The organism is Streptomyces sp. DH10, assembly GCF_029813805.1.
In the GTDB taxonomy this organism is placed as follows: domain Bacteria; phylum Actinomycetota; class Actinomycetes; order Streptomycetales; family Streptomycetaceae; genus Streptomyces; species Streptomyces coeruleofuscus.
This window is the reverse complement of sequence record NZ_JARVKU010000002.1, coordinates 236997-249338: the sequence shown is the minus strand read 5'-3', so window position 1 is coordinate 249338 and position 12342 is coordinate 236997. Positions and strand designations below refer to the sequence as shown.

Here is a 12342-nt window from a genome sequence, read left to right as displayed (position 1 = left end):
GTCTCGGAATGCGGGCTCTCAGCGGCGGGCGAGGTACAGGTTCAGCGCCTTGTACAGCAGCCGGTTGAGCGGGAAGTCCCACTCGCCGAGGTACTCGACGGCCTCGCCGCCGGTGCCCACCTTGAACCGGAGCAGGCCCAGCAGGTGGCTGGATTCCTCCAGGGTGTCGGTGATGCCGCGCAGGTCGTAGACGGCGGCGCCGAGTTCATGGGCGTCCGTCATCATGCGCCACTGCACGGCGCTGCTCGGCTGGACCTCGCGCCGTCGGCTGGTGGAGGCGCCGTACGAGTACCAGACGTGGTCGCCGACGGTCAGCATCGTCGCGGCGGCCAGCACCTCTCCGTCGTGGTAGGCGAGGTAGAGCCGCATCCGGTCCGGGTGCTCGGCCGTGAGCGCGCTCCACATGCGCTGGAAGTATGGCAGCGGGCGCGGGAGGAAGCGGTCCCGCTCGGCGGTCTCGGAGTACAGCTCGTGGAAGGCCGGCAGATCCTCGTAGCCGCCGCGTACGACCTTCACGCCGGCCTTCTCCGCCTTGGCGATGTTGCGCCGCCACTGCTGGTTCAGGCCGCCGCGGATGTCGTCCAGCGACCGTCCGGCGAAGGGCACCTGGAAGACGTACCGGGGCTGTCCCGCGGCGAAGCCGTCCTCGCCGCCGGGTTCGGTCTGCCGCCAGCCCATGCGGCGCAGGGTGTCCGCGACCTGGCCGGCCCGCGGTTCGAACGACGTCGCCCGCACGTCGCGCAGCCGCCGGGCGGCCGGGTCCGCGATCGCCGCCTTGACCGCCTCGGCGCTCCAGCGGCGCACCACGACCGGCGGGCCCATCCGCACCGCGAAGGCGCCCCGTCTCCCCAGGTGGGCGACCATCGGCTCCAGCAGACGTTCGAGGCCGGGCGCGTGCCAGTCGATGAGCGGCCCCTCGGGCAGGTACGCCAGGTACCGGGGCAGCCCGGGCAGCTTCGGCCCGGGCAGCGGGCGCAGCAGCACCAGTCCGGCGCCGACGAGCTGCCCGGCCCCGTCGAACCAGCCGAGGCTCTCCGCCCGCCAGTCGGGCTTCACCTCGCCCCAGGACGGGATCTGCGTGTGACTGGCGGAGGGCCGGGCCGCGACGAACGCGAGATGCTCGTCACGGGTGATCGGCTGGACGCGGACGCTCATGCGCGGGCTCCTTCGAGTGGCTGGTGCCGAGAGCCTAGGAGCGGCCCCGCCCCTCCCCCGGCTCAGACACTCGGGTCCGCCCGTCCCGTGGCCCGAACGCCTCAAGCGCGTCCCTGCCGGTCGTGCGGGCGTGAACGCGGCAGTCAGTATCAGCCGTCCGGCCATCAGGATCAGCCGTCCTCCTCCAGCGCCGCCGCCAGCACCTCCGCCAGGTGCCTTCCCCGCACGCCCGCCAGCTGCTCGAGCTGTGTGCGGCAGGAGAAGCCGTCCGCCAGGATCACCGTGCCGTCGGGGGCGTCCCGTACCGACGGCAGGAGGTGTTCCTCCGCGCACGCGGTGGACACCTCGTAGTGGCCCTTCTCGAAACCGAAGTTTCCCGCCAGACCGCAGCAGCCGCCGCTCAGTTCGCCGGAGAGCAGAGCGGCTTGGCGCAGCCGGCGGTCGGCGGCGTCGCCCAGTACCGCGTGCTGGTGGCAGTGGGTCTGGCCGGCCACCGGGCGGTCCACGCGCGGCGGTGTCCAGTCGGGGGCGTGGCGTTCCAGTGTCTCCGCGAAGGTGAGGACCTTGGAGGCGAGGCGGGCCGCGCGCGGGTCGTCGTGCAGCACCTCGGGGACGTCCGCGCGCAGCGCCGCGGCGCAGCTCGGCTCCAGGACCACGACCGGGGCGTCGGTCTCCAGCACCGGCTCCATCAGGTCGAGCGTGCGGCGCATGACCGCTCGGGCGCGGTCCAGTTGCCCCGTCGACACGTACGTCAGCCCGCAGCAGACACGGCCCCGGCCCCGCAGCAGGGACAGCGGGTCGAGCGCGACCGTCCTGCCGTCGCCCACCGGCGGCTTCGCCAGACGCACGGTCGGCGGCAGCGCCACCCGCAGCCCGGCCGCCTCCAGCACGCGGACGGCGGCCTGCCCGACGGCCGGTGAGAGGTGCTCGGTGAAGGTGTCGGGCCACAGCACGACCAGATCCCCGCGCCCGGTGGGGGCCCTCTCCCCCCGCCGCCGCTCCCACCACCAGCTGAACGTCCGTGTCGCCAGCCGCGGGATCTCCCGCTCCGGTGCGATCCCGCCGAGCCGTTTCGCCGCCCGGGCGAGCGGCCGTAGGGCGGTCAGGGCGTTGACCAGCGCCGCCGTACGCGTGCGTGCCACCACGCGCAGCCACTCGGGGAGCCGGCCCATGCTGTGGTGCGCGGCCGGGCGGCGCCGTCCCTCGTAGTGGTGGTGGAGGAACTCCGCCTTGTACGTGGCCATGTCGACCTCCACCGGGCAGTCCGACCGGCAGCCCTTGCAGGACAGGCACAGGTCCAGCGCGTCCCGCACCTCCGTGGAGCGCCAGCCGTCGGTCACCACCTCACCCGCGAGCATCTCGTGCAGCAGCCGGGCCCGCCCGCGCGTGGAGTGCTCCTCCGCGCCGGTCGCCCGGAAGGACGGGCACATGACGGCGGAGCCGGACACCGACGTCGTACGGCACTTGGCGACGCCCACGCAGCGTCGTACCGCCGCCGAGAAGTCACCGCCATCGGAGGGATAGCCGAAGGCGACGTCGACGGGCTCGCGGGGGAGGACCGAGAAACGCAGGTCGGCGTCCAGGGGCGCGGGGCGGACCAGCATGCCGGGGTTGAGGAGGTCGTCGGGGTCCCACACCCCTTTCACCCGCTCGAACAGGCCCACCATCTCCCGCCCGTACATCTTCGGCAGCAGCTCCGCCCGCGCCTGCCCGTCCCCGTGCTCCCCGGACAGCGACCCGCCGTGCGCCACCACCAGTTCCGCGAGCTCCTCCGAGAAGCGCCGGAAACGGGCGATGCCGGGCTGCGTCAGCAGGTCGAAGTCGATGCGGACGTGGATACAGCCGTCCCCGAAGTGCCCGTACGGCGTGCCGCGCAGCCCGTGCGCGCCGAGCAGCGCGCGGAAGTCCCGCAGATACGCCCCGAGCCGGGCGGGCGGCACCGCGCAGTCCTCCCATCCCGGCCAGGCTTCACTCCCGTCGGGCATCCGGGTCGCCGTACCGCTCGCGTCCTCCCGGATCCGCCACAGCGCGCGCTGCCCCGCCGGGTCGGTGACCACCAGGGCGTCCACGACATCGGCCGCCCGCACGATCGCCTCCGCACGCGCGCGTGCCTCCTCATCCGACTCCCCGCCGGTCTCCACGAACAGCCAGGCCCTGCCCCGCGGCAGCGCGGCCGCGGACGGCACCAGGTCCGCCGCCATGCCCTCCACCGTCAGCGGGCCGAACGGCAGCAGCCCGGCGGCCGCCTCCGCCGCCCCGCTCTCGTCCGCGTAGCCCAGCACGGCCAGCGCACGCGCGCGTGGTGCCTCGACCAGTCGTACGACCGCCTCCGTGAGCACGCCCAGGGTGCCCTCCGAACCGCAGAAGGAGCGGGCCACGTCGGCGCCCCGCTCGGGCAGCAGGGCGTCCAGCGCGTACCCGGAGATGCGGCGGGGCAGCTCCGGGAAGCCCGTGCGCAGCCGGGCCAGTTCGCCGTCCACCAGCTCCCGCAGACCGTCCGGGGCGCCGGCCCAGTCCTGCCCGAGCCGCAGCCGCCGCCCGCGCGCGGTGACCACGTCCAGCTCGCGCACGCTGTCCGCGGTCGTCCCCCACGCCACGGAGTGCGAGCCGCAGGAGTTGTTGCCGATCATGCCGCCGAGCGTGCACCGGCTGTGCGTGGACGGATCCGGCCCGAACCGCAGCCCGTACGGAGCCGCCGCCTCCTGGAGCCGGTCGAGCACCAGCCCCGGCTGCACGACGGCCGTGCGCGCCTCGGGATCCAGGGTGACCAGCCGGTTCATGTGCCGGGTGAAGTCCAGGACGACACCCGTGCCGGTGGCCTGCCCCGCGATGGACGTACCCCCGCCGCGGGCGACGACGGGCACGCCGTGCTCCCGGCAGACGGCCAGCACGGCGGCCACGTCGTCGGCGTCCACGGGGGCGACGACCCCGTGCGGGACCCTCCGGTAGTTGGACGCGTCCATGGTGACCAGCGCCCGGGAGGTGACGTCGAACCCGACCTCGCCCCGGACGGCCCCGCGAAGCTCCGCCTCAAGATTCGCCATGGCCCCTACTCAACACCGTCTCACCCGACGGACGACGTTTCGCCCGTGTTTCTGTGAACGGCTACGCTCCCCTTCGTGGCTGAGATCCGGATTCCCTCTGACATCAAGCCCGCGGACGGTCGTTTCGGCGCGGGTCCCTCCAAGGTGCGGACGGAGGCGCTGGACGCCCTCGCCGCCAGTGGCACCTCCCTCATGGGCACCTCCCACCGCCAGGCTCCCGTCAAGAACCTGGTCGGCAAGGTGCGTGAGGGCATCCGCGAGCTGTTCCAGCTCCCCGACGGTTACGAGGTGATCCTCGGCAACGGCGGCTCCACCGCGTTCTGGGACGTCGCGACGCACGGGCTGATCGAGAACAGGTCGCAGCACCTCAGCTTCGGCGAGTTCTCCTCCAAGTTCGCCAAGGCCGCGAAGCTCGCCCCCTGGCTGGCCGAGCCGGACGTCATCTCCTCCGACCCCGGCACGCACCCCGAGCCGGTCGCCGAGGCGGGCGTCGACGTCTACGCCTTCACCCACAACGAGACCTCGACCGGTGTCGCCATGCCGATCAAGCGCGTGGCCGGCGCCGACGAGGGCGCCCTGGTCCTCGTGGACGCAACCTCGGGCGCCGGCGGCCTCCCCGTCGACATCGCCGAGACGGACGTCTACTACTTCGCCCCGCAGAAGTCCTTCGCCTCCGACGGCGGCCTGTGGATCGGTGTCTTCTCCCCGGCCGCGATCGAGCGCGCCGAGCGGATCCACGCGAGCGGCCGCCACGTCCCCGAGTTCTTCTCACTCCCGACGGCGATCGACAACTCCCGCAAGAACCAGACGTACAACACCCCGGCCCTCGCCACGCTGTTCCTCCTCAACGAGCAGCTGGAGTGGATCAACGGCCAGGGCGGCCTGGACTGGTCGGTCCGCCGCACGGCCACGTCCGCGCGGACGCTGTACGGCTGGGCCGAGGACGTCAAGTTCGCGAACCCGTTCGTCACCGACCCGGCCAAGCGCTCCCAGGTCATCGGCACGATCGACTTCACGGACGAGGTCGACGCCGCCGCCGTCGCCAAGGTCCTGCGCGCCAACGGCATCGTCGACACCGAGCCCTACCGCAAGCTCGGCCGCAACCAGCTGCGCGTCGCGATGTTCCCGGCGATCGACCCGGCGGACGTCGAGGCCCTGACGAAGTGCGTCGACTACGTGATCGAGAAGCTCTGATCCCTCTCGCGTAAGAGACCGAGGGCGCCCCGCCGGTGCGGGGCGCCCTCGCTCGTCCTCAGGCGGCCACGCCCCTCCCGAACACCTCGACCAGCCGGGTCAGGCTGTCCTCCGCGCAGCCTTCCGCCGACGCCCGCCGGAACGCCTCCAGCACCGCGGCGGGCAGCGCCGGGTCCACGCCCGCGTCCCGCGCCGTGTGCACGACGTGCTCCAAGCTCGCCACGGCCATCGAGATCCGCTCGACGTCGCCGGAGTGCCGCCCCGCCTCGATCCGCGGCGTGTAGAAGTCGAGGAACTGGCCCATCCCGCCCAGCGTCTGCGCCGCGTACGGCGTGATCTGCGAGGCGCTGATGCCGTTCGCGTCCGCCAGCGCCAGCGTGTGCAGCCAGGCGGTCAGGGTGGTCCAGAAGAGGTCCATCTGGAGCTGGTAGTAGAGCGCGGCCAGGCCCGGGTCCTCCCCGCGGTAGTCGGTGCCCGTGATGACCTTCAGAACGTCCTCGTACCGCTCGAAGAGGTCCCGGGGGCCGCTGTAGAAGGTGTCGAACTCCGGCGAGCCGATGCCGGAGGGCGGTGTCTGGACTCCGCCGGTGAGGTGACGCGCCCCGTGCCCGACCGCCCAGGCCGCCCCCTCGCGGGCCCTCTCCGGGGTGTCCGAGCTGAGGTTGACCAGGACGCGGCCCGCCAGTGCCGCGGTGGCGGGCTCCAGGATCGCGTACATCGCGGCGTAGTCGGTGAGGCTGAGCACCACCACCTCGCCCGCCGCCAGCGCCTCCTGGGCGGTGGCGGCGCGCACGGCGCCCCTGGCCACCAGTTCGTCGGCGCGGCTCGCGGTGCGGTTCCAGACGGTGACGTCGTAGCCGGCGTCCAGATAGGCACCGGCCATCGCGCGGCCCATGGGGCCGAGACCGATGACGGTGACGGACGAGACGCCGGACGAGGGCTGCACGGCAGAGGGACTCACAGCGGACGGGCTCACAGCGGATGAACTCACAGAAATCTCCCCGGGGATCACTGGAACGACGACTAGAACGAACGCTCTACCCAGAGGGGAACCTAGCACGACGACTAGAACGAACGCTCTAGTTCGGTAGAGTGGCGGCGTGAAGACCAAGGCCCCGCACGACCTCGAGACCGCCGGCACCCGCGAGCGGATCGTCCGTACGGCCTCACGGCTGATGCAGCGCCAGGGCTACGAGGGCACCGGCATCAAGCAGATCTCCCGCGAGGCCGGGGCGACGCTCGGTTCGGTCTACCACTTCTTCCCCGGCGGCAAGCAGGAGCTCGGCACGGCCGCGGTGCGGCTCGGCGACGAGGAGTTCACCGAGTTCCTGCGCGAGTCGCTCGACGCGGAGCCGGACCCGGCGAAGGCCCTCATCACGCTCACCGCCTCCCTCGCCCAGGGCCTGCGCGAGTCCGACTGGCTCGACGGCTGCCCGGTCACCTCGACCGTCGTCGGCACGGCGGTCGGCGCGCCCGGCATCCAGCAGGCGGCGGCCGAGGCGTTCGCCCGCTGGCGGGCCGTGGTCGCCGGGAAGCTGGTCGCCGCGGGGTTCGCCGAAGCGGATGCGGAGGATCTGGCCCACACGGTGATCGCCACGCTGGAGGGGGCCGAACTGGCGTCCCAGGTCGCCCGCAGCGAGACCCCGCTGGAGGCGGCGGGACGGCAGCTGGCGCGTTTGATCGCGACGTACGGAGGCAGCGTCCGCACGTGACACGCAAGGGGCGCCCGGCAGGTACCGGGCGCCCCTCATGTCACGTCAGGCGGTGCTCAAGCAGACACGCTCAGACCGCGGACCCCAGGATCCCGCGCAGGGTGTCGCCGACCGTCGCGACGGCCGACTGGGGCGTGCTCGGCGACTTCTGCGCCGAGGCCTGCGGCTTCGGGTCGGGCAGCTTCTTGCAGACCGCGTCCGCCACGCCGCCGGCCTGCGGCACCTTGCCGCTGGTGAGGTACGTCGCCAGGTGCTTGTCCAGGCAGGCGTTGCCGCTCAGCGAGATGCCGTGGTTGCCGCCGCCCTGCTCCACCACCAGGCTGGAGCCCTTCAGCAGCCGGTGCATGGTGACACCGCCCTGGTACGGGGTGGCCGCGTCGTCCGTCGCCTGGAACAGCAGCACCGGCGGGAGCTTGGCGTTGGAGACGTTCACCGGCTTCAGCGACTTCGTCGGCCAGAACGCGCACGGGGCGTTGTACCAGGCGTTGTTCCAGGCCATGAACGGCGCCTTCTCGTACACCGCCCAGTTGTCCTTGCGCCACTGCTTCCAGTCGCGCGGCCAGGAGGCGTCACGGCACTGCACCGAGGCGTAGACGCTGTAGCCGTTGTCGCCGGAGGCGTCGATGGCGGCGATGTTGTCGTACGCCGTGACCAGCGCGGCGGTGTCGTTCTTGTTGACGTACGCCGCGAACGTCTGGGCGAGGGTGGGCCAGTAGGCGTTGTTGTAGCCGCCGGGTATGAAGATGTCCTCCAACTCGGAGGCGCCCACCTTGCCGCCCGCCGGCTTCTTGGCCAGGGCCGCCCGCATGGCGTACCACTTGGCCTCGATCTTCGCCGGGTCGGTGCCGAGCTTGTACGTGGAGTTGTACTTCGCGATCCACGCCATCAGCGCCTTGTGGCGCTTGTCGAAGGCGTAGTCCTGCGTGATGTTGGCGTCGTACCAGACCCCGGTCGGGTCGACGATCGAGTCCAGCACCAGGCGCCGCACCCGCTCGGGGAACAGCTTGCCGTAGACGGCGCCGAGGTAGGTGCCGTACGAGTAGCCGAAGTAGTTGATCTTCTTGGCGCCGAGGGCCTTGCGGATCGAGTCCATGTCCTTCACGGCGCTGACCGTGTTGATGTACGGCAGGACGTCGGCGTACTTCTTGCCGCAGGCCTGGGCGAAGGCCTTGGCGCGGTCGAGGTTGGCCTTCTCGATCGCCGGGGTGCTGGGCACGGAGTCGGGGCGCACCGGGTTGAAGTGGCCCGGCTTGCAGTCCAGCGCGGGCTGGCTCTTGCCCACGCCACGCGGGTCAAAACCGATGACGTCGTACTGGGCGGCGACCTCCTTGGGCAGGGAGGACGCGACGAAACCGGCCAGCGTCAGGCCGCTGCCGCCGGGGCCGCCGGGGTTGACCAGCAGCGGACCCTGGTACTTCTTCGCGGTGTGCGGCACGCGGGACAGCGCCAGCGTGATCTTCTTCCCCTGCGGCTTCGCGTAGTCGAGCGGCACCTTCACCGACGCGCACTGGAGCGTCGGGTAGTCCTCCGTGCCGCACTTCTTCCAAGTGACCTTCGCGGCTGCGGTGTTCGCGGAGTGCGACGCGCTGGCGTTGGCGGGGACGGCGGTGAGTGTCCCGGCCAGGACGACAGTCGCGCCGCACAGGACGGCTGCGCTTCTTCTCATGGAGTTCTCTCAGAACGGTGAGGGGGGTCAGGACCGCGTGTCACACGGTCCGTGCCGCATCGTTTCGGAAGAGCACGCCCCGCACGTACGTTTTCGACCAAGACTTGACCGAATCGAGTCATCGCACGGGCTGATGTTCCTTCAGAAACAGGGGTGTTCGGGCAATTTCCGGCACGTCTCCCCCTCACCTCACTCCGCGGTCAGGTCGCCGTACAGCTCACGCCCGGCACACCCCCGCCCCCTGGCGCACCACCCAGGCCGAAGCTCGCCGAACCTCCCGCCGGCACGCTCCCGTTGTGCGTGGCGTTCACCGCCGTGACGGTCGCGCCGCTCTGGGTGTGCGACGCGTTCCACATGCTGGTGATCTTCTGGGAGCCGGTCCATGTCCAGCTCACCTTCCAGGACTTGAGCGGCACACCGCCCGTGTTGGTCACCTTCACCTCGGCGTTGAAACCGCCGCCCCAGTCGCTGCTGACGGTGTAGGCGGCGGAGCAGGTGGCCGTGCCACCGCCCGGCTCGCCCGGGCCGCCGGGGTCGGGCCCGGGCCCGCCGCCCTCGAAGCCCGGCGCCTTGACGGCCGCCAGGTATCCGTCCTTCACCGTGTCCACGGTCTGCCAGTCGTCCTTCAGGATCCCTCCCGTGTCACCGGAGTTGGGGTTCCAGGACCAGAACGTCCAGTGGAAGCCGTCGGCGCCGTGGGCCGACGTCGACCGCAGGTACTTCACCAGCTCGGACAGCCACTTCTGGTCCACCGCCGACTGGAGCGTCGTGCCGAACTCGCCGAGCCACACCGGCGCGATGTTCTGCTTGAAGACGTAACCCCAGTACCGGTCCCAGACCTCGGGCATGTTGGCCGGGAACGACGGATCGCTGAACCACGGCTGCTGGGCCACGGACGTGGCGTAGTCGTGGGCCGAGTAGACCAGCCGGTTCGCGACGTCCAGCTGGACCGGGTGCTGGGCGACGCCCATGAGGTTGCCGCCCCACCAGCCGTTGGCGCCGTTGTACGACTGCACGCCCTCGACCATGATCAGCAGCTCGGGGTTGACCGACAGCACCGCGTTGCCCGCGCGCTGGGCGGCCAGGCGCCAGTCCCGGGCCGTGTCACCGCAGCCCCAGCAGGCGGGGTCACGGGGCTCGTTGTGCAGGTCGATGCCGATCACGGTGGAGTTGCCCTTGTAACGGGCCGCCAGGGACTTGAGGTTGGCGATCCAGGTCGACTCGGGGACCGCCGCCGTGTACCAGAGCGCCGACTGGCCCGCCGCGTCCGGGCGGTGCCGGTCGAGGACGATCTTGAGGCCGGCCTGCCCGGCGTACGCCACGATCCGGTCCAGGACCTGCAAGGACGTCAGCCCGCGCAGGTCGGTGTTCTTGCCGTCGTGGTTGATGCTGCCGGGCATGGTGCCGGGCTTGAGGATGTCGTCGCTGTAGGGCATCCGGATCGTGTTGTAGCCCAGCGACTTCATCTGGTCGATCATGCTCTTGTAGTCGCGGGCCCACAGGCCGTGGACGACGTGGATGTCGGTCTCGAAGCCGAACCAGTTGACGCCGGCGATACGGACCGGCTGCCCGGCCGCGTCCAGGATCTGCCGGCCGCTGGTGTGCCAGTAGCCGGCGCCGGCCTGCGCGCCGACGTCGGCGTGTGCGGAGGACTGCGTACCGGCCAGGGGTAACAGGAGCGCCGCGGCGACGCACAGCGCTCTTCGCAGAGTGCGGAACATGGCTGCTTCCTCTCGGGGAGGCGCGGCCCCGGAACGGCTGGGAGCGCTCCCATGCACGCCGCGCACCCCCTAGCAAACTGATAGGCCATGAGCACGTCAAGGAGGTGGGCGTTCACATCTCGGACTCGGCCCGGCCCGCAGCCGACGAATACGAATGCCATCCGGTCCGCATGGGTGCGGCGATCCGCTCCACGGTCTCCTCGATCTGAACCAGACACTCGTGCACTTGCGGCGGGGGCGCCCCAAGAGGGTCTTTCACGTCCACGCCACCTCTACGCGCCGATACGGCACCACGGCGAGCGGCCGCGCCCTGTACGAGGGCAGCAAACCGTGCGGCGGGATCCGCAGCGCCTGCGGCGTCCTCCGACCGCACCAGCCGGGCGAACTCGAGGAAGGTGAACGCACGGGACAGCGCACGCACAGGAGAGAGCCGCACAGCGGCCTCACGATGCTCCCGCGCAGCACCCAGCACCAAGTCCGCGTTCTCGACCATGTCCTGGGTCAGCCGGCGGGCGCCCACCTCACAGGGCTCCACGCCGCGTGCGGCGAGGAAGGAGGCGACAGCGGCCGCCATCGGCATACCCACCACGGCCCGGGTGCCGGCACTGCTCACTCGGATCACTTGCCGATGTTCGAGCAGCCGGTGCCTGAGCAGGGACTCGGCAAGCGGAGAGCGGAAGACGTTGCCGGTGCACACCACAAGTACGCGAAACGGGGGCACGCACCCTCCAGGAAGAGAGGAAGAGGAGATCAGAACGTGTGGCGCGGGTCCGTCCTCGACGTCTCCGCCGCGCGACATCAGCGCCCCCGAGAGAGCGACACGTGTCGGATCACGGCCTCGCCGGTCGGGGCGGCCGCCAGGGGCCGACCAACCGAATAGCACATATCGGGCAACTAGAGTCCTCGAATCCGGGTGACCGGCGGCCAATCCGGTGATCCGCATACGCCAAAAGGCGCCACCTCCCCCCAAGCCGCTTAACAAGCCATGTTCAGGGCTAATTATGCACATACCGTACTCGGGGTCGGACCATGCCGTCGCCTATATCCACTTGAGGAGCGTGATTGCGATGACGGCGTCATCGAAGTGTCGTGCCGCTTTCGCGACCGCGGCAGCCTCCGCTGTCCTGGCCGCAGTTCCAGTCATCGGGGCCCAACCTGCCCACGCCCAGCCCTATCCGCCCGACCCTCCGGGCCTGACCCTCACCGCCACCACCGTCGTCGCAGGAGACGACCTCGGCTTCACAGGGACCGGGTTCGATCCGAACGAGGGTGTAACCGCAGTCCTGTTCTCGAAGCCGGTCAAGCTGGGCCGCTTCACCGCCGACGCGAACGGCACGGTGGAGGGCACCGTCACCATCCCCAAGTGGACGGACCCGGGCAAGCACATCTTCCGCCTCAAGGGCGTGGAGTCGAAACTGTCCTTGAAGGCAAAGATCTTCGTACGCCCGCACAAGCCTCACCTTGCCGACACCGGTGAGGACCGCTCGCTCGTCATGCTGGGCGGAACGGCGGCGCTGCTGACGCTCGGGGCCGGCACGATGGTGGCCGTGCGGAGACGCCAGCACAACTGACCACCCCTCTCGATCCGACCGTTGCGAAGCCCGTGCGACACCGGCGGCCGACAGCGGGTCTTCCGGCGCTGCCACTCAGGTCGCCGTCGGAGTCCCGCTGTCGGCCGCCGCGGTCTTTGACCGCCCGAAGCAGGGCTCTGCGGGAAGGCGCTCGTTCTCACCCTCCCGAGGCTGGACGGGGCCGCTGCCCCTCACCACACGCCGGCCAGGACGACCCGTGCGCCGCAGGAGGACCGGCGCCGCCGGCGATTCGCCCTCGGCTCCGGGTCCGGCCGCCGC

Annotated in this window: 9 protein-coding genes; 3 read left to right on the top strand and 6 right to left on the bottom strand. The window is 71.2% G+C overall.

The window, feature by feature from the left end; translation table 11 throughout:
* Nucleotides 1–18: 18 nt before the first annotated feature.
* A complete protein-coding gene (locus QC385_RS04760; RefSeq protein WP_279539993.1) occupies nucleotides 19–1155 on the bottom strand; it encodes a lipid II:glycine glycyltransferase FemX in 1137 nt (378 codons plus the stop codon).
* Between the two features lie 170 nt (nucleotides 1156–1325).
* The gene (locus QC385_RS04755; protein ID WP_279539992.1) at nucleotides 1326–4199 is read right to left on the bottom strand and encodes an FAD-binding and (Fe-S)-binding domain-containing protein; all 2874 of its coding nucleotides are present in this window, start codon (nucleotides 4197–4199) and stop codon (nucleotides 1326–1328) included.
* A gap of 75 nt (nucleotides 4200–4274) precedes the next feature.
* Between QC385_RS04755 and serC the strand changes: the two genes are divergently transcribed.
* Complete coding sequence (gene serC, locus QC385_RS04750; RefSeq protein WP_279539991.1) at nucleotides 4275–5393, top strand: phosphoserine transaminase; 1119 nt, start codon at nucleotides 4275–4277, stop codon at nucleotides 5391–5393.
* A 58-nt stretch (nucleotides 5394–5451) separates the two neighbouring features.
* Here serC and QC385_RS04745 read toward each other — a convergent pair whose 3' ends face one another.
* Nucleotides 5452–6354, bottom strand: a complete 903-nt coding sequence (locus QC385_RS04745; RefSeq protein ID WP_279539990.1) for an NAD(P)-dependent oxidoreductase — start codon at nucleotides 6352–6354, stop codon at nucleotides 5452–5454.
* Nucleotides 6355–6493: 139 nt separating this feature from the next.
* On the opposite strand from QC385_RS04745, the gene QC385_RS04740 reads away from it, so the two are divergent.
* The gene (locus QC385_RS04740) at nucleotides 6494–7105 is read left to right on the top strand and encodes a TetR/AcrR family transcriptional regulator (RefSeq protein ID WP_279539989.1); all 612 of its coding nucleotides are present in this window, start codon (nucleotides 6494–6496) and stop codon (nucleotides 7103–7105) included.
* A 70-nt stretch (nucleotides 7106–7175) separates the two neighbouring features.
* Here the strand turns inward: QC385_RS04740 and QC385_RS04735 are convergent, their stop codons facing one another.
* The 3 genes from QC385_RS04735 to QC385_RS04725 form a co-directional block, all read right to left on the bottom strand.
* Nucleotides 7176–8771 (bottom strand): alpha/beta hydrolase, encoded by a 1596-nt coding sequence (locus QC385_RS04735; protein ID WP_279539988.1) that lies wholly within the window; start codon nucleotides 8769–8771, stop codon nucleotides 7176–7178.
* A 200-nt stretch (nucleotides 8772–8971) separates the two neighbouring features.
* Nucleotides 8972–10492 carry a cellulase family glycosylhydrolase gene (locus tag QC385_RS04730; RefSeq protein WP_279539987.1) on the bottom strand — a complete coding sequence of 507 codons (1521 nt, stop codon included), beginning with the start codon at nucleotides 10490–10492 and terminating at the stop codon, nucleotides 8972–8974.
* Between the two features lie 112 nt (nucleotides 10493–10604).
* The gene (locus tag QC385_RS04725; protein ID WP_279539986.1) at nucleotides 10605–11213 is read right to left on the bottom strand and encodes an arsenate reductase/protein-tyrosine-phosphatase family protein; all 609 of its coding nucleotides are present in this window, start codon (nucleotides 11211–11213) and stop codon (nucleotides 10605–10607) included.
* Between the two features lie 346 nt (nucleotides 11214–11559).
* Here QC385_RS04725 and QC385_RS04720 point away from each other — a divergent pair, with 346 nt between their 5' ends.
* Nucleotides 11560–12063, top strand: a complete 504-nt coding sequence (locus tag QC385_RS04720; protein WP_279539985.1) for a hypothetical protein — start codon at nucleotides 11560–11562, stop codon at nucleotides 12061–12063.
* Nucleotides 12064–12342 lie beyond the last annotated feature (279 nt).